This window comes from Nostoc sp. (genome assembly GCF_036919675.1).
Classification (GTDB): Bacteria; Cyanobacteriota; Cyanobacteriia; order Cyanobacteriales; family Nostocaceae; genus Nostoc.
Map to the genome: position 1 here is coordinate 1 of NZ_JBALCP010000140.1, position 26,140 is coordinate 26,140.

Genomic DNA, 26,140 nt, shown 5'->3' on the forward strand with positions numbered 1-26,140 from the left:
TAAAAAGCCAAAACACAGAGGTACTGGAAAACGAGTAGAAGCTCCAAAATTTCACATCACTAATCAGCTTTTTAGCCTTAACTGAACCGTATTGCATCCAATGCTACTAATACCCCTTACTCGTTTTTCCATTGCTCACGAGGTGGTAAGGCGTCATGGTTAGATTGAAACGCGCCCGCAGGAGCATAAATATCACTACTCAAAGCCTCTCCCGTCTCAGCGTCGATAATCGTTGTAATGGTAGCGCGATCAAAGTGACCGGCGCGGGGAATTGTAAAATCTGTTAATTCCGTAATCAATTAGTACACTAATCGATTGCTGGATATCTCTGGATTTTGGGACTCTACACCAACCACTTTTTTAGAGGTGGCTAAATGTTCGCCAAAATGCACAAGTTTGATGGATTTAATCACAGCTTTTTTGTTGACCCTGGCAAGAATTTTAGCTTGTGGAATCAATTTGTCAGCAGTCAACGTACTGTTGTCTCTCAGCTTAATAGTAGTTGGTTTAGGAGTAGTTACAGGTTTAACTAGTTGTCTGGATGGTACGGCTTGAGCTAGTGTGTATCCCACAGGAATCAAAAGTGCTAACAAACTGCCAATTACAAATTTCTTCATGAAACCACCTTGTAATCAATAAACCTTTTGTCCCACAACTTCATACCAAGATTGAGCAAAAAATCCATCTGGGTGCTGACTCCATTCTCGCAAAGCATAGCTCATCGCTGTCAGCGTAGGCGTAGCCCGCCGCAGGCATCGCTCATCAGTCCACCCCTCCTCGACAGCTTGATCGACCTTTGCAGAAGCCTCAATTAGCAGCGCCAAATATTCTGTAGCCTCACTCAGCGGCTCATAACATTGATAAGAAGCCGAAGCTTTGATATTAGTAAACCCACTTTGGCGCAGCAGGGCGCGTAACTCTCTACCTACGTAAGGATTACCAGAATTTTGCTGCTGGAGCCACTTGTAATAAGAAAATGCTTTTTCCAGTTCTGGTGTAGACGGCGCAATCAAAAACCCGCCCCAGTCAGGACTACGAAGCCCAACAATTCCCCCCGGTTTCAAAACTCGCCACAGTTCCCGTAACGCCTGCGCTGGTTCTTGGAGGTGTTCAAACAACGCATGGGAGAAGATTGTATCAAATGAGTTATCTGGGAAGGGTAAAGCATAAATATTCCCCTCCAGAAAATTAGCATTACTGACACCTTGCGTGAAAGCACTCTCAGCAGCTATCCGAATTTGAGACGCTTCTGTGTCAATACCTGTAAGCGTACCAGGGGCGATCGCTTTTGCTAAACCTAAAGCGATCGCACCAGGGCCACAGCCACAATCTAACAATTTCATCCCTGGACGTAAATAAGGCTTGAAAAATGCACCATGAGTATCTAAGCTGCGTTTTGCCATGAAATTCGTCGCATTGCTCGAATAGCCTGGAGTATACTTTTCCTGCATCACTCTAACTTCCTGCGATATTTATATGAGTATCATACGTAGGTAGTTTTCAGATGTCCAATATATATTTAAATAAAATTGAAACTTATAAAATATCAAAAAAATGGAATTGCGACATCTGCGCTACTTTATTGCTGTAGCTGAGGAATTGCACTTCAGTAGAGCTGCCGAGCGATTGCACATCGCTCAACCGCCCTTAAGCCAGCAAATTCAGCAACTAGAGGCGCAATTGGGGGTAGAACTGTTTCAGCGCAAAACCAAGCGACAGGTGCAACTAACAGAAGCAGGGCAAGTTTTTTTGCAAGAAGCTTATCAACTTTTGGCTCAACTGGAAAAAGCAATTGAGTTGACTCAACGGACGGGAAGAGGTGAGAAGGGACAACTACGAATCGGATTTACCAGTTTGGTAACTTATGATTTGCTTCCTGTGATTTTGCGGCGGTTCCGAGAACGGTTTCCAGAAGTAGAGTTGGTATTGCAGGAATTAACCACAACTCAGCAAGAGCAAGCGCTACAGGAACGCCGCATTCATGTAGGCTTTGCCCATCCACCCTTAGAAGACAACACACTCAATCAAGAGTGCATTCAGCAAGAAGCTTTAATTGTGGCTATGTTGGAAACTCATCCTTTAGCTGAACAAGAAAAGATTTCAGTGCGATCGCTAATAAACGAAAACTTTATCATGTTCCCTCGCCACCTGGGCTTTGGACTTTACGATCAAATTGTGAGCCTTTGCCAGCAAGGAAATTTCAGCCCCAAAGTGACTCAAGAAGCGATTCAGATGCAGACAATTATTGGATTGGTGTCAGCGGGAATGGGGATTGCGATCGCCCCATCTTCATTGCAAAATCTTCAAAGGGCTGGTGTAGTTTATCGCGCTGTAGAGGAGAAAACACCATTAGTAGAAACGGCTATAGTGTGGCGAGAAGAAGATATGACGCCTGTTTTACGCAAATTTCTGCAAGTTGTGAGAAGTGTCTGTGGTTAACTGATTAGTTATTTCCACGCCATGTAAAAATAATTTGTTCATCAGCTTGCCTAAACTCAATATTAAACTTATCAAATACAACTTCTCTTCCTAGAAGTAATTTCTCTCCACCTGTATTGGTTTGTAACCATGCCACAGCAGCAATAAAACTGTGTTCATCAATTGTCATTTCAACATTACGTAAAACATACTCAACTCTTCCGCCGATGGTTTCTGCTAATAATTTAGATTCTGCATCAGCCAAAGTATAGCCTAAATCTTGACCGACTTTGAAGGAAATTAAACTTAATTCAGCACCAGAGTCTACTAATATCGTTGTAGACATTTCTATATCTCTATGCTTAAGTTTTACATAATAATTTTGTTGCCAGTCATGCCGAGAAACTGTACGAAAGCGAATTGGTAGAATTTGGATAGAAGCAGTGCGACGCGGAACTAAGTAAATTGAAAATATCTGCTTTGACACTTCTGCCAATTCTAGAACTTCACGCAAGTTTTCACTATGAGCGATTAAGCCATTAGCATTGTAAGCAATATATTGATTTTTATATAAATCTAATAACATTTGGCGATTCTGGTTCAGCCACTTCAGCATTTGCTGACTTTCATCACCAGAGGGTGTTTTATTCATAGATTTTGGTGAGAATTTCAGGCATTTTCTACCAGCTTGCCTTTTACTTATGATTGTATCTGCGATCGCTCTGCATTTTCTGGTTAAAAAGAGCGTAGGCGTAGCCCGTCGTAGACATCACTATTACACAAACTACAACTCAATTTGGGAATACTGAGTAAAGCGCGGATATTTGCTGTGCAGAATCGAAGCGACTGGCTACCAGACATCGCGCTGATGAAGTTTTTTAGGAGAAAATTGTGAGTTTACCAGTTACAGTAACCTTTATGCTTGCTGATTGGATTGCCAAAGGACTAACAGATGGAACTTTTGAACGAGTTGGGGGTGTAATTAGAGATGTAGGGACAAAACAAGTCGTTACTTGGTTACGGGAGCAGGGATCAAATAATTCCCAAGTGCCAACGCCAACTGATACTCCTAACAATTTATTCAACCTTTTTTTCTCAAGTGCAAATCTTGTTGCTTCAGGGGCTAATGCGGCTGCAACAGGAAAAGGATTAGCCGATGTTAACCAGCGTTTGGGTGGGATTGAAAATCAGTTAGGTAAGCTTGGGCAAAGTGTACAACTCACTCAAGGAATTTTGCAGGTAACTAGTGCAGTCAGTATACTTAACCTGGGTGTTTCAGTTATAGGCTTTGTTGTAATAGCACAACGGCTTAAGGAATTAGAACAACGCTTACAACAAGCGCAAAAGCTGTTAAATAACATTAACCGTAAAATCGACCTTAGTTTTTATGCTAATTTTCGTGCTGCAATCGAATTAGCAACTAATGCCTTTACAATGACCAAAACTGAAAATCGTAGAAGCAGCGCACTACAAGCTATTAACCGCTTTTTAGAAGCAGAGCATATTTATACTGAATACACTGATATCGAAATTGATCAAAAAAGCCAAATTGCTGATGAATATCTGCTGACTTTATCTTTAGCCTACCTAGCTGAAGCACGTTGCTATTTAGAATTAGAAGAACACGATACAGCACTTCGCCGCTTCCAAGAAGGTTCGAGAGTTATCAATTCTCGTATACAGAAATATGTTAATATTCTGCTAACCTCTAACCCCGCAGCATACTTAGATCCTCAGTTAAAAGGTCAGATTGATTTGCGAAGACTAACCCGAATTTACCAATGGCTCGATCCAGCTATGGATGAAAATGCTGTATTTGAGCTTCAACGTAAAAATTTGTTTAAGATAGCTAAAGATCCTCAAAAATGGTTAGACTCAATACCAGCAGCAATTTTAACTCACGTTGAGGTTGAAGCTGGTTGGTTTGGACCAAGTCAGGATGATTTGAAACAAGAGGCTTACAAACGTCTTCCCCAAGTATTTGAAGTAATGGAATCTATGATTGAAACCAACCTTCGTTTTCAATCTTACCAAACAGAAGTACAAGGAATATCCCAATTAGGAATCAGCTTTCATGACTGGCTTAAATTAACTCCATCCACAGAAATTAAACCAGACAGTGCAGAATTGATGTATATCATTCCATCCAAACCTTTAGATTTACAGCCTTGCATCTGAATTAAGTTCTCTTTCTTCCTTGGCGTACTTGGCGTCTTCTCTAGGAGACGCTACGCGTTCGCGTAGCGTTCCGAAGGAAAGGCGGTTAGTTAAAAAAGGCGAACCTTTTGTGTTCGCCCTACTCATATAGTGTTAAAGTTTTGCTCGATTAAAACCCAAATTTAAATCTTCGCTTCTTCTCTCACCAACTTATCCCAACCCAAATCTTTCAAATTATTATTTCGACGCAACGGACGAGTCACCAACTCTAACATGTCACGCGCATTCGTAAAGCCGTGAATTTGAGCAAAAGTGAACTCCACAGACCACTTAGTATTAATACCGCGTGCTTCCAACGGATTAGCGTGAGCCATACCAGTAATTACCAAATCTGGTTTCAACGCATAAATCCGCTGAAGTTGATTGTAATTATCCGGCTTCTCCACAATCCTTGGCAGGGGTGAATTCATTTCCTGGCAAGTTTTCTCCAACAGTGCCAACTCAGCAGCTTGATAGCGCTTATCCATGTAGGGAATGCCGATTTCGTGAACTGTCATCCCACAGCGGATTAAGAATCTTGCTTGGGAAACTTCCAGCAAGTTATCACCCATGAAGAATACAGACTTACCGCGAATCAGTTTCACATAATCTTCCACGCCTGCCCAAATTTGGGCTTCCCGTTCATCCAAACCCTTGGGAGTAATACCAAACACCGAGCAGATTTTCTCAATCCAAGCGCGGGTGCCATCGGGGCCAATGGGGAAGGGTGCGCCAATGAGTTTACACTTGCGGCGACGCATTAAGGTGGTAGCTGTGCGGCTGAGGAAGGGGTTGACACCAGCGACATAATACCCTTCTTCTAATACTGGCAGTTCAGTGAAGCGCTTCGCGGGTAGCCAGCCGGAAACTTTGATACCTTGTTTTTTCAGTTCCAAGGTTAACTGAGTAACTACGGGGTCGGGAAGGGAGCCAAAGAGAACCAGTGGTGGGTGATCCACGTACTCAGACTCATCTTGGGCGACATCTTCTTTCTTCTTACCAAAGTTGAGTAATTTAGCGATCGCATTGCGTTCACTTTTCTCTGTTTCCGCCACCGGAGCCTTATCAGGACAACGATTAGCCATTGCTGCTAACACAGTGTCTTCCCCTTGAGTGAAGGCGTAATCTAGACCATTTGCCCGCGCTACAACGATGGGAATACCGATTTCAGATTCCAGCTTCGGTGCCAAACCTTCCAAATCTGTTTTGATAATTTCGGTGGTACAAGTGCCAATCCAGACAATTACACTAGGATTGCGATCGCGTTTAATCTGCAAGCACAACCGCTTTAACTCTTCATAATCATTCAGCTGTGCCGAAATATCGCCCTCTTCCAACTCTGCCATTGCATAGCGGGGTTCAGCAAAAATCATCACCCCCATCGCATTTTGCAGGAAGTAGCCACAAGTTTTTGTCCCAATCACCAAAAAGAAGCTATCTTCAATTTTTTGATATAACCACGCCACGCAGCTAATTGGGCAAAAGGTATGGTAATTCCCAGTTTCACATTCAAAGTTTAAAGCTTCTGGTTGTTGAGCGACAGTCATTTTGGTTTTTTCTCCCCTTGATATTTAATGGCAGGTCAACCAATTTTAGATTTTAGACTTCGGCTTCGCTCAGTCGAACGATTGACAATTTTGGATTGAAGATTGGGACAACAAAAGTATCCTCTGTCTGACGACAATTTCCCTAATTTCTAATCCAAAACCGTTCGACTGAGCGTAGCCGAAGTCCCGAATCTAAAACTTAAAATTGTGAGGAACGGCAATAATTAAGCATTGGGGAAGAGACGGGCAATTTCTGATTCGTCAAAAACGCCTGCTGGCAGTTCTTCCCCTAAAAAATCGTTATTTTCTTCAGTCTTTTGCAAGGCTGTTTCATCACTCCAGACATCTGACAACACGTCTTTAAACGCATTCTCATCTAGTGGACTATCTTCAAGCGCCTGGTCGTCATCCAGCTTTAGTTCGATTGCAGGTGTTGTATCGAAGCCAATTTCCCCAAACTCATCTGCTTCTAAACTAGAGGTTTGGAGAGACTCAGCTTTTGAGTCGTGTCCATTGGATAAGGAAATATCGCCAAAGCCATTTTCGGTTTCCTCCAACTCGCTGATTCCCAGGCTTTGCTCATCGGAATCCAGGATTACCAACTCTTGAACTACCGCCACCGATCCAAAGCCGTTTGTATGAGAATGTGTCAATGTTTCATCTTCGGGCTTTTTCTCAATGACAACTGCTGCTTCTTCTACGTATTTTTCTGGTTCTGGGTTGATGAGGAAGCGATTACCGAGAGCGAAATCTGGGTCAAAATGCAAATCCAGCACCTCAATCAGGGTATCGGCGTCAGGATTAAGTTTGGCAAAGGGCAACATTAACTGCGCTAGCTTTGGCTCTAGGGCGTTAAGAACTCCCAGGATGAGGTAAGAAGGTGGTCGCTTCCCGCCATCAGGGGTGTACACTGATTCCACTTCCATGTGCAGGGTAATCCAGTCCCGATTATTCTGGAAAAATTGCAACCACTTTTGCTTTATTGAATCTGTAAAGCTGTGAAAGAAAGCCATATTATTGTCCCCCATCCTGAGAACTTGGTGATTTATACAATCATCAAGTCTAGTTCTTCTTCTGAATTAGCAACCTGGGGTTTACCCGGATTTAGATAAAAATCAGACAACAAAGAGAACAACTCACGATCTGGTGTATCGTTAGGTACAACACCTTCGGGACGCGCCAGAATTTGGTCAGCAATGTTGAGATAGTAGTCGCAAACGTAGTCCAGGGAAGGATCTTGCTCTGCCATCTCAAACAAAGTCTTACCTTTCACACGGGAAACACGGATATCTTCAATCAAAGGTAAAACTTCTAGAACTGGCATTGGCACAGCTTCTATATATTTTTCAATCAAGTCGCGCTTGGAGGTGCGATTGCCAATCAACCCAGCTAGACGCAGTGGGTGAGTTCGTGCTTTTTCGCGGACTGAAGCAGCAATCCGATTGGCAGCAAACAAAGCATCAAAGCCGTTGTCTGTAACAATCAGGCAGTAATCTGCATAGTTGAGTGGTGCTGCAAAACCACCGCAAACTACGTCACCCAGAACGTCAAAGAGAATTACATCGTACTCATCAAAGGCGTTGAGTTCCTTAAGTAATTTTACGGTTTCACCAACTACGTAGCCACCGCATCCAGCACCCGCAGGTGGTCCACCAGCTTCTACGCAATCAACACCACCGTAGCCTTTATAAATCACATCTTCCGGCCAGACATCTTCATAGTGATAGTCCTTTTCTTGGAGGGTGTCGATAATTGTGGGAATCAAAAACCCAGTCAGGGTGAAGGTACTGTCATGTTTGGGGTCGCAGCCAATTTGCAGCACTTTCTTGCCACGTTTAGCTAGGGCGACTGATATGTTACAGCTAGTTGTGGATTTACCGATACCACCTTTTCCGTAGACTGCTAGTTTCACTTTTATTTGCCTCTTATAGCTTTTTGTCAAACTTGTGGCTCAAACATTTGCCTTCACCTGTCCTGAGATGGCGATGCGTGACGTCTGTGAATGTCATTATTGTGCAAATTACATAGAAAAGAAAGTGGCTCTTAATTTGTAAAACGGTCTTTTTTAATGTCTTAGAGCTTAATTAATCTTATTTGGATTTTTATGAACTTCAAAGCCTAAAATAGCTCCAAAAACCCTTAATAAACAGTTTTTATTACTTATTTTTATAAAAATAGTTACAAAATAAAAAAAGATGAAATTGGCTTTTTTGAATGCTTTTCATAGAATTAGCTGATGGTATTACAACGTGTTTTTAGGGCATTGGGGCGCAGCATCAAGGGTAAACAGAGGTATATGCAGAGCGATGCTGGAAATACTACTGCAATTTGCGATCGCAGATAATTTGGCAGTTTTCAGTCGGTAGCCAAAACCTTTTAATTGCTGCTTGAGAGTAAGTTAGTCTGATTTTGTAAAAAATTATTAAATTATCAAATATTGTCTAAGATTATTAAATTTTTTCTAATGTGCTAATTAAAACTTTATCTCCAATTTATACTTAGAAATGCATGTTATTGTTCTGCTGCCGCCAGTGAAAGAGGTGGCAGCCTACTAATGGACATTCCCGCTCTCTGACTGGGAACGAGGCAAATTAGGACACCTCAGTTTCAAGTTCCTGGATTTCCTGTAATGTTTGCCAGCCGGCTTGCCACTGAGAGTTATCTTGTAATAATTTGGCATTTATCCAGAAACGGACTTTAGGATCACAAGCAGCAACCATTTCGGCGTAAACCCACTTAGCCTGATTTTTCCGGTTGACAACTTGGAAGTGCCGCCAACCGTCTACTTTTTGCTGTGCTGTCCACTTAGAACCAACTAGGTAAGGAAATTTCGGTTTTTTAGTCATTTGTTTTTTAGTCATTTGTTATTGGGCATTGGGCATTGTTATTCTTCTTCTGCCCCCTGCTCCCTCACTCCTACAGCTAAGATGTAACCAAATCGCCGTTACGGGTAAACTTCTGACAATGCAACTCACTATCTTGCTGGACGCATAGCGAAAACCATCTGATATGGCTCCAGCAGGTGTTGATGTTGTTGGTAATTTTGCGCTTTTTTTTTGAAAGGCGTTGTCTTACGACTTCATTAGGGCAAAGAATTTCTAACGTGCCCATACCATCTTCATAATTGACGATGCGAAATAGACAGTCTTGCAACATAGCACGGCTGCTGCTGTCGAAGAACCGCTTAAACCTCTGTAGCTTTTCGCCTTCAGTCATTTGGCTGATGGGTTTCATTTTCAAGAAATCTTCATCCTCAAAATCAAAGTCATCATTTTCAAAGTCGTAGGGGTCAATCATTTTCAGCATCCACTAGGCGACCTGGAATTATGGTAACTCTGTGTGGAAGTAGGAGGAGAATTGGTTGAAGCAGAGTATCAACTCGTTCTCAAGGAAGCGGAGGAACTGCGGCAGCACTACGAAGAACAGAATCGTGAGTTGGCTGAGAAAATTGCCAAAATACTGCTACCACCCGAACGAGAAGCGGCTTGGGAAAAACTTCAGGCGCAGAAAGCCAGACTTAGAGCCAAACTTGAACCCCAGACATGATTTTTCCCGTTGATCATAATCTTGAGGGACACGCGCTACTGAATAAGATTTGATTACTTAACTATTATCGATCTTTTCTAAGTGAAGGGTATTTGCAGTGGTTCAAATGCGATCGCCATTCGGTGAGTTCAAACGTTGGGTCGCGTAGAGCTATAATTTGAGGCAAAGAATTCCAAACTGGAAGCATGACTACAGTAGCAATATTGCCAATATTTGATGCTGATGGTAAGAAAACTTATCGCGCCATTGCAGGGGATAAGCACTCTGTTGGCAAAACTGCGGGGCAAGCCCTAGATGCGTTAACTACTCAGTTGGGTGAAACGGAGTTCAGCGCACTGCTTTTAATTCAAAACTTTAGTCCTGACCCGTTTTTTAGCGCTAAACAACAAAAACGCTTATCGGAATTGATGAGTTTATGGCGGTCAGCACGAGATCAGGAGGAAGCATTGCCACCAGAGCAACAAGCAGAGTTAGATACTTTGGTTGAGGCTGAATTAAGAGCAGCAGCAGCCCGAACAGCTGCATTGATACAGCAAGAGAGTTTGTGAATCGGTATTACGCTGCGATCGCACAACTAGCTAACCATCATTGTGACTACTGTCAAGCTTCTGAACTAATCTTTAACGATAATTAATGAGTTCGGCGACAAAAATAGTTTGAAGGATGAGGGTTGAACCATCAATTGAGTAGTTATTGTTCACAGTGCCTTTGGTTCTATTGTGCCTCAATTAATCAATGATTATAGCGGTGTGGGCAAGTGCGATGCCGTAATTCTCAAATTCTACGTATAGGAAGTTTTGCTAATGTTGTCGATAATGAGAATATCAGATATCCAGGGAAAAATGAGCCACACAAACTGACTGCGTTTGCTGATATAGGCGACGAAGATTCTTTGGAGCAAGTTGGAGATTTGGCAAAAGTTTAGCTTAGGCTGTAGTGGATATAACAAGAGGGCATTCTGGGCGGCTAGGAGATGTCATAATCAAATTATCAGGTGCTTTAAAATCCGCTGCGAGTCCCAACTATATCGCGTATATCAGCTAACAAAAGGAGTAAAGATAAATGGATATTGAAGTACAAGATAGTGATGTAATTGAAAAAGATGAAGATACTGCTGAAGAAGATAGAACTGATAATGGGGGGTTGTATCCTTATGACCCAACTCAAGCAGATATTGACATCAGAGGAGACCTTCAAACAGTTTTCTAGTTAATGAGGCAATATGATAATAAAAAACTGATTATTGATCCTGATTTTCAACGTAATTTAGTTTGGACACCAGAAAAGAAAAGTAAATTTATTGAAACAGTAATACTTAACTTTCCTTTACCTCCTTTGTATGTTAATCAAACTGTAGAAGGTAAGTATATTATTGTAGATGGGTTACAAAGAATATCCACATTACACGAATTTATTAATGATGAATTCAACTTAACAGGCTTAGAAGCTTTAACATATTTGAATGATTATAATTTTTCAAAACTCAAAGATTTACCGGGTGACTATCAAACGAGAATAGAAGATAAAAAACTTTATATATACATTATTAAACCTTCTGTACCAGCCAAAGTTGTTTACGATATTTTTAATAGAATTAATACGGGTGGGACATATCTTGAGCGTCAAGAAGTCCGAAACGGTATTTTTTCAGGAAAATCTACTATACTCCTTAAAGAGCTATCAGAAAAAGATTATTTTAAAAGAGCTATTGATTATGGAATATCTCCTAAAAGAATGAAAGATAGGGAAGCTATTTTGCGCTACTTAGCATTTAAAAGTTTTGATTATGAAACAGAATATCAGGGTAAATTAAGCGATTTTTTGGAAAATGCAATGAAAAAAATTAATCTAATGACAGAAGAACAAATAGAGGTTTTAAAAAATGATTTTATGAGAGTTATGAATTTAACTTTTGAATTTTTTGGTAGAAGAAACTTTCGTTTACCTGCACCAGAAAGGAGAGGAAGAATAAATATAGCAATTTTTGAATCAGTTTCTTATTTTTTCTCAATTAATAGTAATGACTTTTTACAAGAAAATAAAAAAAATATCCAAGATAACTTTGATCGGTTACTACAAAACCTAGAATATATTGATGCTATAAGATATGCTACGAGTAGTAAAGCTAAGGTAATTACTAGATTTAAACTGGTACAAGAAGTTTTAGGAGATGTATAGTGTTGACAAAAATAGAATTAGAAAATTTTAAATGTTTTAAAGAAAGAACGGCTTTTCCTTTAAGTAAATTAACTTTACTGACAGGAACTAATGGAGGGGGTAAATCAACTATTCTTCAATCTTTGTTATTAATGAGACAATCCATTGAGCATAATGACGCTACTGATCATATTTTGTTGAATGGTAAATGCATAAATTTAAATAAGTTCAATGATATTAGAAATACACATAATTCAAGAAATGAACCAATAAGATTCATATATCATTATAATCAAACAGTAATTTCTTATGATTTAAAAGAATCCCAATCTAAAAATTTTTTAAATGTCAATGGAAGTGCTGAGTATTTTTTAACTGAAAATATAGAAGATGATATGGTAATTAAAATTGAAGCAATTGAATTTTATGATTTATTAGAATTATCCCTTTCTGATGAAGACAAATATGAAAGTTTATCTTATAAAATACATTCTATTTATAGCTCTAACTATAATTCTTTATTGCGAAAAATTATGTTTAACTACACTATTTTTACTTCAAATGACGAAAATAGTGAAGCCCAATTACAAGGAATATCTACTATAAATAACTTAATACCTAGTGGATCTTTTTTAAAATTTAATAATTCAGAAATTGAACTAGATTCAACTTTATTACATCTATCTTTAAACTTTGGTCATATTCACTATATATCCGCAGACAGGTTGGGCCCACAGGAATTTTATTTGAAGTCCACACTGAACAAATTCCCAAATGTAGGATCAAGAGGCGAATTTACAGTTAACTTGCTTTATAAAAAGAGAGATTATTTAGTCAATGAAAAGTTATGCTTAGGTCAAGATGCAAAGACTCTATATACTCAGACAGAGGAATGGCTGAACGAGATTTTTAATGGGGCAAAGGTCGAAATTCCTAGTTCTGACAGTAATAGTTAGCACAGCGAAGCATCTCAGTACATGGCCAAAACCTTGAGAATCGCACATAGGAAAATCGGAGCTAGGGGAAAATACCACTTTCACAAGATGTGAACACCGATCTAGGCGATCGCCCCCTTCTTCTTACAATATCCATTATGAGAACAAAAATTTTCCTTTCCTTGGGGTCTAACCTACGGAAAGCCGCCGTGGACTGAAGTCAGCCGCGTAAAGCGCTTTTACGATGTCTAATATGGTTCTTTCCTGAAAAAGCCTATGCAACCTACTAATCCTAACCAATTTACAGAAAAAGCCTGGGAAGCGATCACCCATACCCCGGATATTGTTAAACAATATCAACAACAGCAGATAGAAAGTGAACACCTGATGAAAGCGCTGCTAGAACAAGATGGTCTAGCAACTGGGATTCTCACCAAAGCAGGTGTTAACCTCCAAAAACTGCGCGATCGCACTGAACAATTTTTCCAACGTCAGCCGAAAGTATCCGGTACCAGTAGTTCTGTCTACTTGGGACGCAGCTTGGATACACTGTTAGATCGGGCAGACGGATATCGCAAAGAGTTTCAAGACGAATATATTTCAATTGAACACTTATTGCTGGCTTATGCTAAAGATGACCGCTTTGGCAAAGGTTTATTCCAAGAATTTGGTTTAGACGAAGCCAAGCTAAAAAATATTATTAAACAAATTCGTGGGAGTCAAAAAGTGACCGACCAAAATCCAGAAGGCAAATACGAAGCACTGGAAAAATACGGGCGTGACCTTACAGAAGCCGCGCGTAAAGGTCAACTCGATCCAGTGATTGGGCGAGATGATGAGATTCGCCGCACTGTGCAAATTCTCTCTCGCCGCACCAAAAATAACCCTGTACTAATTGGTGAACCGGGTGTTGGTAAAACTGCGATCGCCGAAGGATTAGCACAGCGCATTATCGCAGGTGATGTACCTCAATCCCTCAAAGACTGCAAGCTAATCGCTTTAGATATGGGTGCTTTGATTGCGGGGGCAAAATTCCGCGGTGAATTTGAAGAACGCTTGAAAGCAGTATTAAAAGAAGTTACTGAATCTAGCGGCAAGATTGTTTTATTTATTGATGAAATTCACACCGTTGTCGGCGCTGGTGCAACCCAAGGGGCGATGGATGCTAGTAACTTGTTAAAACCAATGTTGGCGCGGGGCGAATTGCGCTGTATTGGGGCAACAACTCTGGATGAATACCGCAAACATATCGAAAAAGATGCCGCACTGGAAAGACGCTTCCAACAAGTTTATGTCGATCAGCCTAGTGTAGAAGATAGTATTTCGATTTTGCGCGGGTTGAGAGAACGTTATGAAAACCACCACGGGGTGAAGATTTCTGATAGTGCTTTAGTTGCAGCAGCCGTATTGTCGAGTCGATATATTAGCGATCGCTTCTTACCAGATAAAGCCATTGACTTGGTAGACGAAGCCGCCGCTAGACTTAAAATGGAGATTACCTCCAAACCAGAAGAACTCGACGAAATTGACCGCAAGATTCTGCAATTGGAAATGGAGAAGCTTTCGCTGCAAAAAGAAAGCGATGCAGCTTCTCGTGAACGCCTAGTAAGACTGGAAAAAGAAATTGCCGATCTCAAAGAAGAACAAAGAACCCTGAATAGTCAATGGCAATCAGAAAAAGATATCATTGACAAAATTCAGTCTGTTAAAAAAGAGATTGAACGGGTCAATTTAGAGATTCAGCAAGCAGAACGCGATTACGACCTTAACCGTGCTGCGGAGTTGAAATACGGCAATTTAACCAGTCTGCATCGTCAATTGGAAGCAGTAGAAGCTGAATTGGCAAACGCTCAAAGAAGTGGTAAATCACTATTACGGGAAGAAGTAACAGAAGCTGATATTGCCGAAATTATTTCTAAATGGACAGGAATTCCGATCAGCAAGTTGGTGGAATCAGAGAAAGAGAAACTGCTGCATTTAGAAGATGAACTACATCGCCGCGTGATTGGACAAGAAGAAGCAGTCACAGCCGTAGCAGATGCAATTCAGCGATCGCGCGCTGGACTGGCTGATCCGAATCGTCCTATCGCTAGCTTTATTTTCCTTGGGCCTACGGGTGTGGGTAAAACGGAGTTGGCGAAAGCACTGGCGGCGTATATGTTCGATAGCGAAGATGCGCTGGTGCGAATCGATATGTCTGAGTATATGGAGAAACACGCAGTTTCTCGCTTAATTGGTGCACCTCCAGGATATGTAGGTTACGAAGAAGGCGGACAACTTACAGAAGCGATTCGGCGGCGGCCTTACTCAGTGATTCTCTTCGACGAAATCGAGAAAGCACACCCCGATGTCTTCAATATCTTTCTGCAAATTCTCGATGATGGTCGCGTCACTGATGCCCAAGGTCATAAAGTGGACTTCAAGAACGCTATTATCATCATGACCAGCAACATTGGTTCGCAGTACATTCTTGATGTCGCCGGGGATAACGCCCACTACGACGAAATGCGCCGTCGAGTCATGGAGGCGATGCGGAATAGCTTCCGTCCAGAGTTCCTGAACCGGATTGACGAAATCATCATCTTCCACGGTTTAGATAAGAAAGAATTGCGGCAAATTGTGCTGTTGCAAGTGGAAAGATTGCGGCAAAGACTGAGCGATCGCAAAATATCCCTCAAGCTCTCGGATGCAGCACTTGACTTTTTAGCAGAAGTAGGATACGACCCCGTATATGGGGCGCGTCCACTAAAGCGGGCGATTCAGCGGGAGTTAGAAACTCAAATTGCTAAATCCATCTTGCGCGGCGAATTCAACGATGGAAACACTATTTTTGTAGATGTGCAAAATGAGCGTCTTTCTTTTAGTCGCCTACCTGTTGAGGTATTTACTAGCTAATTCAGTAAGTAATAACCTCCTGCAAAGACGCAAAGTTAAACAAATGCGTCTTTGCGTTTTTTTGTGACATTGCTTTTACTGATTCTTACAAAGCACTTGTCGCATTTTACGCATATTTGCAGGCAACTCTAAGTTCATTGCTTGTTGAATAAAAATTGATGGAATCGGTATAAGAGGTGTAGCTTGCACAGTATAAGCAAGTATTGTGCCATTACCACAATCTTTTAGTTCTAAATTGGCGTTAAAGTCCTCAAAAGTCCCTTTTTCCATGCGAAATTGAATTTGCTGCCCCAGCACTTCCATGACATTGAGGTAAATTTCAACTTGAGCGGTGAAAAAGAAAAAGGCTTTTTGTGCTGCTTGATACAGATGCTTCACTTCACCTCTGTACATGACTTCGCTTTTAGTGATGTCGGGAAAATATTGCACCCACCGGGGATAATCTGTTAATTGTTGCCAAACTTGCGATCGCACCATCGGCAAATACATCCAGGCTGTCACAGCGCCACCCCACATCTTGTGCGATCGCGTTTCTACCAAAATTTCACCCTGTACCAGCAACCTTTGCTTGTCTTGACTCCAAGCCATATCTGAACCTGCAATAATTGAGTCTGATATATAAGAAGATGCAGACATAATGATTTTAGTTACTCCTCAACTCATCCACCTAACGGAATTGAAACTACAAGCTATAAAACTTGATTTAGCTCCAACCCACTAAATTTTAGTTCCAGTCTAATGCCTATGTTTTCCATAAACAGTGAATTTTCAGTAATTATTTCAGTCACTTTACTGTAAAAACTGTAGTTCTTATCACAATTAACACAATTAATACTTAAGTTAATTTTCTCAGAGCAATATTTGGAGATGAAAAACTCCATTGTTAACAGCTAGAATGGCACAAACACAACCTAATATCAAGCAGCTTACCCCAGCGTTTAGATAGTATTTCTCTATTTTTACGTGTTATTTCTGATGAAACTGCAAATTCATCGTAACTTCATCTCTTATTGTCAATATCAAGTGTAATCTCTGTTGAGTTGAGAGGAAAATTAGGTGAATCAATCTTCTTTAAATCGTAGATTAATCCAGATTTTTGGTATTCTTCTTGGCATTAGTGTAGCTGTCTGGGTACTAAGAGGCTTTGGTATTCTCACTTTTATTCCAGGTGGAATTATTTGGCTACTATTACTAGGGGCGATCGCGATCGCGATTATCAGTTACGCCCAAAGGAGATGGTGGCGTATTTAATCTGATTTCTTTTGAGGATAGCTGGGATAATCTCGGAAATTTCCCCCAAGGGTAGACGCCTTTATTTGATGATTTTCATGCCCTAGTACCGCAAGGCGGAAGTCAAAAGTCAAAAGTCACTTGTACTGAGCGGCTTGCCTTGAGCGTACCCCTACGGGGAAGCAAGCTACGCGCAGCGTCTCTAAGAGTTGCCGAAAGGAGCCGAAGTAAAAGTCAAAAGGATTACGGAATAAGCTTTTTAGGGTTTTTAAATGGTTGCTCTATTTACGCCGTGCTGTACTAGTCTCCTCTTAAGAATTGTGGCGTGCCTATTTTGACATACTGCCAAAAGGATTTAATAGGGAAGCAAGGCCAACAATTTACTAGGGGAAACGAACATGGCAAAGTATATATGTACTGTTTGCGGCTATGAATATGACCCAGAACAAGGCGATCCAGATAGCGACATAGCACCGGGAACAGCTTTTGAAAATATACCAGATGATTGGTCATGTCCAGTTTGTGGTGCCACAAAAGACCAATTTGAACTAGTTGAAGAGTGAAGATAACGGCTAGCCTAGTAAGGTACGTACAATTGAGAAATTTTAGAACTTGCTACCGTTACGAATTATAGTTATTGGGGGTGGGGCAGCGGGATTTTTTGGCGCGATCGCTTGTGCTAAAGCCAATCCTGATGCCCAAGTTACTTTACTCGAAGCCAGTCGCCAACCTTTAGCGAAAGTGCTAATTTCTGGTGGCGGCCGCTGCAACGTTACTCACGCGTGCTTTGACCCTGAGGAGTTAGTCCAAAATTACCCCAGAGGGGCAAAAGCTTTGCGAGGTGCTTTGACTCGTTTTGGCCCTCAAGATACAGTAGCTTGGTTTGCTGCTGGTGGAGTCTATCTAAAAACTGAAGCTGATGGCCGGATGTTTCCTGTCACCAATAGTTCAGAAACTATTGTGGAATGTCTGATTAAAGCGATGGCAACATCTGGGGTAAAACTCCGTATCGGTACACCTGTAACTTCGGTGACCGCAGCAGATGAAGGGTTTGAGATTTTTCTGAAGTCGGGAGATCCGATTAAATGCGATCGCCTACTTCTTGCGACCGGCAGCAGCCTTGCGGGTTATAAAATAGTCCAGGAGTTAGGTCATCAAATTGAACCGCCAGTCCCCTCGTTATTTACCTTCAACATTCTCGATCAAAAGTTGAGGGAGTTAGCTGGAGTTAGCGTTAACCCTGCCCAATTGCGGTTATCTGTGGGCGGAAAATCCCAATTGGAACAAACTGGGCCATTGCTAATTACCCACTGGGGTTTGAGTGGTCCCGCAATTCTGAAGCTTTCTGCTTGGGGTGCGAGAGTTCTGCACGAAAGCCGCTATCAAGCCAAATTATTGATTAATTGGCTGCCCCATTTGCGCCAAGAACAAGTGCGAGAAAAAGTTTTAGCAGTTAAGGATGAATGGGGAAAGAAAGCGATCGCATTGCATCGCGGCGTTGATCTACCCCATCGTCTCTGGCAATATATCATCGCCCGTGCAGGCATTACCACAGAAGATCGTTGGGCAGAAATATCTAGTAAAACCTTAAATCAACTAGTGCAAGAACTTACTCAGGGACAATACTTAACTAACGGCAAAGGAGCCTTCAAAGAAGAATTTGTTACCTGTGGCGGTGTCCACCTCAAAGAAGTTAACTTCAAGACGATGGAAAGTAGGTTAGTTCCTGGTCTTTATTTTGCCGGAGAAATCTTAGATATTGATGGCGTCACCGGTGGGTTTAACTTCCAAAGTGCTTGGACAACCGGGTATTTAGCAGGGGTAGCAATGGCGACTAGCGACTAGTACAAAGCAGCGAAAATAAAGCTACCATCCTTTGTAGATCAATTTTGAACACACCTAACAATGAAATTCAGCGAAATCCTCCACCAATTTGGTGATGCCGCCAACGCTCATAGCCTAACTAGCAATCCAGACCAGGACCCAGAAATTACAGGTGTAGCAGCCATTGATCAAGCTAGCAACGGTACTCTCAGCTACGTCGAGGGAGCAAAATTTGGGTCTTTTATCAGCAAGACTAATGCTAGTGCTTTAATTTTGCCCCAGGACGAAAAATTACAAACGCTTGCCCAGGAGAACGGTATTGTCTGGTTAGCAACCCCAGATCCGCGACTGTTCTTTGCCAAAGTGATCGCACTTTTTTACCAACCATATCGCCCCGTTCCAGAAATTCATCCCACCTCTGTGATTCACTCCACCGCAAAAGTTGGTAGCGATGTTTACATTGGCCCCCATGCTGTGATTCAACAAGGGGTAGAAATTGGCAATGGGGCAATCATTCATCCCAATGTGGTGATTTATCCAGATGTTAAAATAGGCGATCGCACCACCTTACACGCCAATTGCACCATCCACGAACGCACCCACATCGGTGCAGATTGCGTCATTCACAGTGGTGCTGTCATCGGTGCAGAAGGCTTTGGTTTTGTTCCTACCCGGACTGGTTGGTTCAAAATGGAACAATCCGGCTATACAGTTTTAGAAGATGGCGTGGAAGTTGGCTGCAACAGTGGCATTGACCGCCCAGCCGTAGGAGAAACACGGGTAGGTCGCAATACAATAATTGATAGTTTAGTGCAAATAGGTCACGGTTGCAAAATTGGTTCTGGCTGTGCGATCGCAGGTCAGGTTGGCATGGCGGGAGGTGTTCAACTGGGAAATCGCGTTATTTTAGCTGGACAAACAGGAATAGTTAATCAAGTGAAGATGGGAGATGGGGCAATGACATCTGCTCAAACTGGAATTCACAACGATGTTGCACCAGGAGAAATTGTCTGCGGAACTCCAGCCCTTCCTTACAAACTATATCTCAAGGTATCTGCTGTTTATGGTCGCCTGCCAGATATGTATCAATCGCTAAAACAATTGCAACGTAAATTAAAAAATAGCAATGAGTGAAGAAGGCGATTATTGCTGGAGGTTGGAATTTATCTGTTGCTCTCAACCCCATTTAATTCCAAGCCACCAAATCGGTGATTAAAGTATTGCACTGACCCACGTTCTGCCCAGAACTTAACTTCAGTGGCTTAGAGCTACTGTCCACTCAAGTGGACTAAAATTCTTGTTTAGTCCTCTTGAGAGGAATGCAAGCTATTAACCTCGATCCTATACTACAATTCTAAAAATCCCTACTTCTTTTCGTAAAATGTGCTTGAAAACCTTGATTTTTCGTTTTTTGTTCTCAATAAGCTTAAGCTTTTTAGCACAAATATTATTAGTGGGATAGGTTATTAGAATTTTATTTCGAGGCTCTATAGCAACGAAGTGGGGATTGTTATATGTGGGTAACGACAAAGTTTTTAATATGGGACTCACTTTCCCCTCTTTTTGATAAATTATTTAACAGGTATGACGAGCACAAATTGTGTGCCTTTACCAACTTCAGACTCCACAATGATTTGACCACCGTGTTTTTCCACCACAATTTGACGGGCGATCACTAATCCTAATCCTGTACCTTGACCAACTGCTTTGGTTGTAAATAAATGGTCAAAAATTCTCTGTTTTACCTCTGCCACCATCCCATTTCCATTGTCAGCAATCAAAATATTGACATGATTATCTTGTAAAAATGTCCGAATTGTGATGCGATTAGGGTTAGCCTGAATCTCCCGATAAGTACGTCCCTGATTTGATTCTTCTAAGGCATCAATGGCGTTTGCTAGTAAATTCATAAATACCTGATTCATCTGTCCAGGAAAGCATTGAACTTCAGGAAAATTGCCATAGTCTGTAATCACTTCAATCGCCGGACGGGTTTCGTTTGCTTTCAGGCGATGCTTGAGAATCAAAATTGTACTGTTAATGCCTTCGTGAAGATCGCAAGCAACTTTGTAGTATTGATCTGCCCTAGAAAATGTTCGTAAACTGGTGCTAATGTCATGGATACGATTAATTCCCAATTCCATAGATGCAATCAGCTTTGGCAAATCTTCCTGTACATATTCCAAATCAATTGCATTGATTTTATCAGCAATGACTGCATTACTTTGCGGATATTCTTGCTGATACAAATCGAGTAAACCAAATATGTCTTTGAGATAATCTAATGCTGGAGGAATATTTCCGGCAATAAAGCCTACAGGATTGTTGATTTCATGAGCGACACCTGCAACTAAATTACCCAATGCTGACATTTTCTCACTTTGTACAAGTTGCAATTGAGCTTTTTGTAAGTCTTGCAATGCTTGTTGCGCCTGTTGATAAAGTCGAGCATTTTCTAGAGAAATTGCGCCTTGGGTACAAAGAAAGTTAATAACTACTAGGCGAGCGATCGTAAATATACCTTGAGTTAAGCTGTTTTCTAGATAAATAATCCCAACCAAATGCCCTTGATTGAGAATCGGTATACATAAAGCACTTTTTGGTTGATATTGCAACATATAATCGTCAATCACACCACTAATTTCAGTTTGGCAATTGTCAATTACAAGAGGCTCTAATGTGTGTTTAACGTATTGAATAAGTTTTACCGGAACCTCTTGACAATCATTTAATAGTTGTGAACTAAGAACTGTTGTAAGTTGCTGAACGCTGGGATTAATAGAGGTGATCGCTTGAATTTGCCATTCATCTTCATCTGGCAGAATTAGTACACATTTTTTTGCTCCAGCATTTTCCAAGATAATTTTAGTGAGGTTAGTAATTAATTCATCTAATTGGATGCTTTGGGAAATGACTTGAGCCACTTTCAGGAGAGATGCAAAATCTAAGACATCAGAAATATTAGTGCTGGCAGAACTAGAAGTAAGTGTTAATTGAGTTGAAGTGCTGGCGATCGCAGCTATAGTTTCTAGAGAGTTGAAGCTGAGTTTTTGTTGTTGCAGAATAGGTTTGAGTAGCTGAGGATAGCATTTTTCTAAGTCATCAGTTTTTGCTTTAGCACCCCATTTGGCGTAGCAGTAGTAAGCTTCTTGCATATATACCTGAGCTACTTTTTCTTTTCCTAATTCTAGGTATAATTTGGCTACAAGTTCGTTAGCGAGGGCTTCTTCTTGGATATAGCCGTTTTCTTTAGCCAGAGAGATAGAGCGATCGTACAATTCCATTGCTTTGTTTTTTTGCTGCAAAACTCGATGCCGTTCTGCCTCAATTAAGTAAAATTTATGTTGATGATTCATTGGGGCATAATGCGCCCATTTTTTCAGCTTTTTTTGATGGGAAGTTACTTTTTTTATAATTTGTTTTTGTTCAATAGCGGTTGCTGTTGGATAAAGGCTCAGTTGTGCTAATGCGTCATAAAAATAAACTATTGGAACTACTGCAGCCGATGTTACCCCATCTAAATAAGTTATGGCATTAATCGCTGCCTCTGAGGCTTCAGCATAATTTTCAAACAGGTAGCAAAGGATTAATTGATTGGTATAGCTGAAGCTTAATCCAGTGCGATCGCCTGCTTTTTCTTGTAATGTGCGAATGGTTTGGACATCATAAACAGAACCTGATAAGTAACTAGGATTAGTGGACTGTCCTAACAGATTTTTGATGGCTTGACGAAATGTATTTATGTATGTATAAGGTTTTTCCTGTCTAAATTGCCTGTAGACTTCAGCATAATCGCCCATCTGTTTTTCTAACTCAGACAACTCATGACCGATAAAATACCCATGAAAACTACCGCTATAACTAGCCCATGCTGCATATTCAATATCTCCTGTTTCTAAACCTACTTGATAGGCTTCGGTTAACGGTGCAATTGTCTCTTGAAGATGTTGATGCCAGTGATTGACAAATGTTTGAACAATGAAAAAGGTTTTAGCTTTTAATTCATGAGCATTAAATTTTTCTAGAACTTGTAATGCTAGTTGACCAAATTCATAACCTGCCTGAATATTTCCGATAACGCCACACTGAATCAATCCATACCAGGCATAGCCAAATGCAGATTCAGCCGCATTACCATACTGCATTGATAAATTGACTTCGCTCAAAATAATTGGTGGTAGTAAATCTGGACGAGCAATATAAGCTGTTGAATTCGTACTAGCCAGAATTCGGATCGCTGCTAGTTGTTCGCCCCCGGTCATATTAGGTAAGTCAATTAAAGTTAAAGGAGATTTACCTAGCAATCGTAATGTTATTTTGCCTAAACCGAGTAATGTTTGCGTTTGACTGGCTTGGGGAGAGAGTTTAACACCTAAGAGATTCAGGAGTGCGATCGCAGTCTGAATCGAGTTATCAAAACGACTCTGAGCTAAATAAGACTGGATTTGAATCTCAATAGATTTAACCTGATCTAGTAAAACTTTAGCATGGTGTTGTACTTGTAGGACAAACTCTTCTACCTTGTCAAATTCACCAATGAGATAAGCAGCCGAAGCTGCTTCTTCATGCAAGGCTAAGGCGAGGGCATACTTTCGTTCCCAACTATCTGTTGTCAATAGCTGAATCCCAAAACTAATATATTCTATTGCCGCAGTATATGCAGTAGATAGTTTCGCTTTTTGCCCAGCCAGCAGATTTAACTGTGCTAATTGTTCTCTATCTGACTGCTTAATAATTAGCTTTACACCAATATTTAATTGATTAACAATTTCAAAAATTCTCTCTTCCTGCTTTTCAATAGGTGTATTATTTAATAACAGTTCACCAATTTGCAGATGAATTGCTTGATTCTGAGCGTTTGGAATTAGGGAATAAGCCGCTTGCTGAATGCGATCGTGCAAAAACTTATAACTGATAGTCTGAGAACTTTTTAACCCATCTTCTATTTCTTGTCCTACATAGAACTTGTATATTTCACTTTGAGGTAGGATGAAGCCCTCTTGTAATGCTCTCCACAAATCTGATGAGGTTTCAAGTTGTGATTGTTCAGAAACAATTGCTAAAGTTGCTAAATCAAATTGATTGCCAATACAAGCTGCAAGTTTCAAAATATTCTGCGTCGCTGTCGGCAACTTCTGTAACTGCAACGCCATAAATTCGACGACATCATCAGTAAGACTTAAGGCTTTTACTGCTACAATATCAGATTGCCAGTAACCTAATTCTCTATCAAAGACAATCAAATTATCTTCATAGAGAGCCTTGAAAAATTGTGTACTAAAAAACGGGTTACCTTTACTCTTTTGGTAAACAAGTTGAGTTAATGGTTGGGCAACTTCTAGCGAACAAGTCAGGGTATCAGCCACCAACTCATTTAAACTTGATGGACTCAGGGGAGCTAATGTAATTGTATTAATAGTAGCCTTCGCTTTATTAATTTCTTCTAAAGTAAACATTAAAGGATGAGTTATAGAAACTTCGTTATCCCGATAAGCACCAATTAATAATAAATATCCCCTTGCTGATTCACTCATCAGCAACTGCATCAACTTCAGAGAGGCTGAATCCGCCCACTGCAAATCATCTAAGAACATCACTAATGGATGTTCTTTAGTCGTGAATACCTCTAGAAACTTCTGAAATAGTAAATTAAAGCGATTTTGCACCGCATTTCCTGATAACTTTGGTGCGGGTAGTTGTTGACCAATAATTATTTCTAATTCTGGAATAACTTCAAGAATTACTTGTCCATTTTCACCAACAGCTTCTAGAATCCTGGTTTTCCAGTCATGTAGCTGTTGGTCACTTTCTGTTAACAACTGCATTATTAAATTCCGAAAAGCTTGCACAAAAGCAGAAAAGGGAATATTGCGATTAAATTGGTCAAATTTACCTTTAATGAAATAACCCCGTTGTTTAACAATGGGTTTATGAACCTCATTAACTACAGCAGTTTTACCAATACCGGAAAAACCTGCTACTAACATCAGTTCGCTGCTTCCTTGGGAAACCGGTTCAAAGGCTGCTAGTAGTTGCTGAACTTCGTTTTCTCGACCGTATAATTTTTCTCTGATCAGGAAGCGATCGCACACATCTCTCGTTGCAATTTTAAAAGTCTCAATCTTGTCTGTGAAATTGAGTTTTTTTAGGCAAGTTTCCAAATCATATTTCAATCCTAATGCACTCTGATAGCGGTCTTCAGCATTTTTTGCCATCAGCTTGATCACAATGTTACAGAAAACTTTGGAAACTGCTTCTTCATTTTTGAATTTTGAATTTTGAATTTATCCGGTTGTTTGGCAATATGACAATGTAGCAACTCCATTGGATCATCAGTCACAAATGGGAGTTCTCCTGTTAGCAATTCAAAAAAGGTGACTCCCAGTGCATAGAAATCTGCTCGATAATCAATACCTCGATTCATCCGTCCAGTTTGTTCTGGTGCAAGATAGGCTAATGTCCCTTCTAGAACATTGGGATTTTTAATTTCTTGGGTTTCTTTGGGTAATAATGAGGCAATACTAAAATCGATGATTTTAATTTGCTTTGTCTCTGGGTGAATTAAGATATTTGCAGGTTTGATGTCTTTGTGAATAATCTGATGATGATGCAGGTAGTTGAGGATATTTGCCAGTTGGATGGCAATTTCCAAAAACTCCGTCGATGCTAATGGTTGATTTTGAACATAGTCTCGTAGTGAAATACCACCAAAATCTTCCATCACTAACGCATAGCTATTGCGGTAGGTTTCTAAACTGTATGGACGAACAATCCCCGGACTATCGAGATTTTTGGCAATAGTATACTGGTTACGAAACTGCAACAGTTCACTGAAGGTAGGGTACTCGCGCTGTAGCAATTTGACCACAATGCCAAGCTTGTCTGCTTCTCTTATGCCTCGATAGACTACTGTTCTAGAGCCAGCATAGAGTTTTTCTATTAGTTGATATTCGGGAATTATGGCGATCGCATCCATTTGTACCTACCTCACTGCACGAATTTCATGGCAAAAATTTATACATTTAGTATGCCCTTTGCTTGGGTATTAGATAACAGCTACTACATCAAAGGCATTTGCCAGTAGGTTCATAAGCATGTAATTAGCTTTCCCATACTCGACCAACCCAAAATTACTAGGTGAGTGTGGGGAGTAGGGAAAGATTTTTTACCAAACCTTTTGATACTCAGCAGTTATGAATCCAATCGCCCGACACCGAAATAAAATCTAAATTTGATTTCGGTGTGGCAAATGCATTTCCAAAGGCATGGATACCATAAGTGGGAGAATTGGCGATGTCTACGACGGTCACTGACTTGTACTGAGCGAACCTGCCTTGAGCGAACGCAAGAGCGTCTCGTAGTGAAGCCGAAAGGAGTCGAAGTAGCTTACCT

The 26,140-nt window shown here is 40.8% G+C and carries 26 protein-coding genes; 13 read left to right on the forward strand and 13 right to left on the reverse strand.

Annotation, left to right across the window (positions count from 1 at the left end; all coding sequences use genetic code 11):
* Window positions 1–116: 116 nt before the first annotated feature.
* From V7K49_RS33815 to V7K49_RS33825, 3 genes are read right to left on the reverse strand one after another with little or no spacing between them, the layout of a single operon-like run.
* Complete coding sequence (locus V7K49_RS33815; RefSeq protein ID WP_335209583.1) at window positions 117–299, reverse strand: hypothetical protein; 183 nt, start codon at window positions 297–299, stop codon at window positions 117–119.
* A complete protein-coding gene (locus V7K49_RS33820) occupies window positions 300–617 on the reverse strand; it encodes a hypothetical protein (protein WP_335209585.1) in 318 nt (105 codons plus the stop codon). It abuts the gene before it with no gap.
* Between the two features lie 15 nt (window positions 618–632).
* Entirely contained in the window at window positions 633–1,451 is an 819-nt protein-coding gene (locus V7K49_RS33825; RefSeq protein ID WP_335209587.1) for a methyltransferase domain-containing protein, read from the reverse strand.
* 103 nt (window positions 1,452–1,554) lie between these two features.
* On the opposite strand from V7K49_RS33825, the gene V7K49_RS33830 reads away from it, so the two are divergent.
* On the forward strand, window positions 1,555–2,439 hold the full coding sequence (locus tag V7K49_RS33830) for a LysR family transcriptional regulator (RefSeq protein ID WP_335209588.1): 885 nt from the start codon (window positions 1,555–1,557) through the stop codon (window positions 2,437–2,439).
* Window positions 2,440–2,443: 4 nt separating this feature from the next.
* Here the strand turns inward: V7K49_RS33830 and V7K49_RS33835 are convergent, their stop codons facing one another.
* Window positions 2,444–3,070, reverse strand: coding sequence for a retropepsin-like domain-containing protein (locus V7K49_RS33835; RefSeq protein ID WP_335209589.1), 627 nt, complete (start codon window positions 3,068–3,070; stop codon window positions 2,444–2,446).
* Between the two features lie 239 nt (window positions 3,071–3,309).
* Between V7K49_RS33835 and V7K49_RS33840 the strand changes: the two genes are divergently transcribed.
* Complete coding sequence (locus V7K49_RS33840; RefSeq protein WP_335209591.1) at window positions 3,310–4,596, forward strand: hypothetical protein; 1,287 nt, start codon at window positions 3,310–3,312, stop codon at window positions 4,594–4,596.
* Here V7K49_RS33840 and V7K49_RS33845 read toward each other — a convergent pair.
* The 6 genes from V7K49_RS33845 to V7K49_RS33870 all read right to left on the reverse strand — a co-directional run bounded on the left by V7K49_RS33845 (window position 4,579) and on the right by V7K49_RS33870 (window position 9,458).
* On the reverse strand, window positions 4,579–4,722 hold the full coding sequence (locus V7K49_RS33845) for a hypothetical protein (protein ID WP_335209593.1): 144 nt from the start codon (window positions 4,720–4,722) through the stop codon (window positions 4,579–4,581). The genes V7K49_RS33840 and V7K49_RS33845 overlap by 18 nt on opposite strands.
* A gap of 35 nt (window positions 4,723–4,757) precedes the next feature.
* Entirely contained in the window at window positions 4,758–6,161 is a 1,404-nt protein-coding gene (locus V7K49_RS33850) for a ferredoxin:protochlorophyllide reductase (ATP-dependent) subunit N (RefSeq protein WP_334865581.1), read from the reverse strand.
* A 224-nt stretch (window positions 6,162–6,385) separates the two neighbouring features.
* Complete coding sequence (locus V7K49_RS33855; protein WP_334865583.1) at window positions 6,386–7,174, reverse strand: DUF5331 domain-containing protein; 789 nt, start codon at window positions 7,172–7,174, stop codon at window positions 6,386–6,388.
* A gap of 32 nt (window positions 7,175–7,206) precedes the next feature.
* On the reverse strand, window positions 7,207–8,073 hold the full coding sequence (gene bchL / locus V7K49_RS33860; RefSeq protein WP_223278117.1) for a ferredoxin:protochlorophyllide reductase (ATP-dependent) iron-sulfur ATP-binding protein: 867 nt from the start codon (window positions 8,071–8,073) through the stop codon (window positions 7,207–7,209).
* Between the two features lie 679 nt (window positions 8,074–8,752).
* Window positions 8,753–9,007, reverse strand: coding sequence for a TIGR02450 family Trp-rich protein (locus tag V7K49_RS33865; RefSeq protein ID WP_273769533.1), 255 nt, complete (start codon window positions 9,005–9,007; stop codon window positions 8,753–8,755).
* A gap of 76 nt (window positions 9,008–9,083) precedes the next feature.
* Window positions 9,084–9,458 (reverse strand): hypothetical protein, encoded by a 375-nt coding sequence (locus tag V7K49_RS33870; protein ID WP_335209595.1) that lies wholly within the window; start codon window positions 9,456–9,458, stop codon window positions 9,084–9,086.
* Window positions 9,459–9,500: 42 nt separating this feature from the next.
* On the opposite strand from V7K49_RS33870, the gene V7K49_RS33875 reads away from it, so the two are divergent.
* The 7 genes from V7K49_RS33875 (at window position 9,501) to clpB (ending at window position 15,694) form a co-directional block, all read left to right on the forward strand.
* On the forward strand, window positions 9,501–9,707 hold the full coding sequence (locus V7K49_RS33875; RefSeq protein ID WP_335209597.1) for a hypothetical protein: 207 nt from the start codon (window positions 9,501–9,503) through the stop codon (window positions 9,705–9,707).
* A 185-nt stretch (window positions 9,708–9,892) separates the two neighbouring features.
* On the forward strand, window positions 9,893–10,255 hold the full coding sequence (locus V7K49_RS33880) for a hypothetical protein (RefSeq protein WP_335209599.1): 363 nt from the start codon (window positions 9,893–9,895) through the stop codon (window positions 10,253–10,255).
* Window positions 10,256–10,464: 209 nt separating this feature from the next.
* On the forward strand, window positions 10,465–10,632 hold the full coding sequence (locus V7K49_RS33885; protein WP_334865592.1) for a hypothetical protein: 168 nt from the start codon (window positions 10,465–10,467) through the stop codon (window positions 10,630–10,632).
* 137 nt (window positions 10,633–10,769) lie between these two features.
* The gene (locus V7K49_RS33890; RefSeq protein WP_335209601.1) at window positions 10,770–10,916 is read left to right on the forward strand and encodes a hypothetical protein; all 147 of its coding nucleotides are present in this window, start codon (window positions 10,770–10,772) and stop codon (window positions 10,914–10,916) included.
* Between the two features lie 3 nt (window positions 10,917–10,919).
* A complete protein-coding gene (locus V7K49_RS33895; RefSeq protein WP_335209603.1) occupies window positions 10,920–11,885 on the forward strand; it encodes a DUF262 domain-containing protein in 966 nt (321 codons plus the stop codon).
* Window positions 11,886–11,887: 2 nt separating this feature from the next.
* Window positions 11,888–12,820, forward strand: coding sequence for an AAA family ATPase (locus V7K49_RS33900; protein ID WP_335209605.1), 933 nt, complete (start codon window positions 11,888–11,890; stop codon window positions 12,818–12,820).
* A 255-nt stretch (window positions 12,821–13,075) separates the two neighbouring features.
* Entirely contained in the window at window positions 13,076–15,694 is a 2,619-nt protein-coding gene (gene clpB / locus V7K49_RS33905; RefSeq protein ID WP_335209607.1) for an ATP-dependent chaperone ClpB, read from the forward strand.
* Window positions 15,695–15,769: 75 nt separating this feature from the next.
* On the opposite strand, the gene V7K49_RS33910 is transcribed toward clpB, so the two are convergent.
* Complete coding sequence (locus V7K49_RS33910; RefSeq protein ID WP_273768555.1) at window positions 15,770–16,330, reverse strand: SRPBCC family protein; 561 nt, start codon at window positions 16,328–16,330, stop codon at window positions 15,770–15,772.
* Between the two features lie 420 nt (window positions 16,331–16,750).
* Between V7K49_RS33910 and V7K49_RS33915 the strand changes: the two genes are divergently transcribed.
* The 4 genes from V7K49_RS33915 (at window position 16,751) to lpxD (ending at window position 19,882) form a co-directional block, all read left to right on the forward strand.
* The gene (locus tag V7K49_RS33915; RefSeq protein WP_334865603.1) at window positions 16,751–16,945 is read left to right on the forward strand and encodes a hypothetical protein; all 195 of its coding nucleotides are present in this window, start codon (window positions 16,751–16,753) and stop codon (window positions 16,943–16,945) included.
* 377 nt (window positions 16,946–17,322) lie between these two features.
* Window positions 17,323–17,487 carry a rubredoxin gene (gene rd, locus V7K49_RS33920; RefSeq protein WP_335209609.1) on the forward strand — a complete coding sequence of 55 codons (165 nt, stop codon included), beginning with the start codon at window positions 17,323–17,325 and terminating at the stop codon, window positions 17,485–17,487.
* Window positions 17,488–17,536: 49 nt separating this feature from the next.
* Entirely contained in the window at window positions 17,537–18,769 is a 1,233-nt protein-coding gene (locus V7K49_RS33925) for an NAD(P)/FAD-dependent oxidoreductase (protein ID WP_335209611.1), read from the forward strand.
* A 60-nt stretch (window positions 18,770–18,829) separates the two neighbouring features.
* Window positions 18,830–19,882: a UDP-3-O-(3-hydroxymyristoyl)glucosamine N-acyltransferase gene (gene lpxD, locus V7K49_RS33930; RefSeq protein ID WP_335209612.1), complete on the forward strand. Its 1,053-nt coding sequence runs from the start codon at window positions 18,830–18,832 to the stop codon at window positions 19,880–19,882.
* 437 nt (window positions 19,883–20,319) lie between these two features.
* On the opposite strand, the gene V7K49_RS33935 is transcribed toward lpxD, so the two are convergent.
* Window positions 20,320–24,963, reverse strand: a complete 4,644-nt coding sequence (locus tag V7K49_RS33935) for a trifunctional serine/threonine-protein kinase/ATP-binding protein/sensor histidine kinase (protein ID WP_335209613.1) — start codon at window positions 24,961–24,963, stop codon at window positions 20,320–20,322.
* Window positions 24,964–24,971: 8 nt separating this feature from the next.
* Entirely contained in the window at window positions 24,972–25,724 is a 753-nt protein-coding gene (locus tag V7K49_RS33940; protein WP_335209614.1) for a serine/threonine protein kinase, read from the reverse strand.
* Window positions 25,725–26,140: the final 416 nt, after the last annotated feature.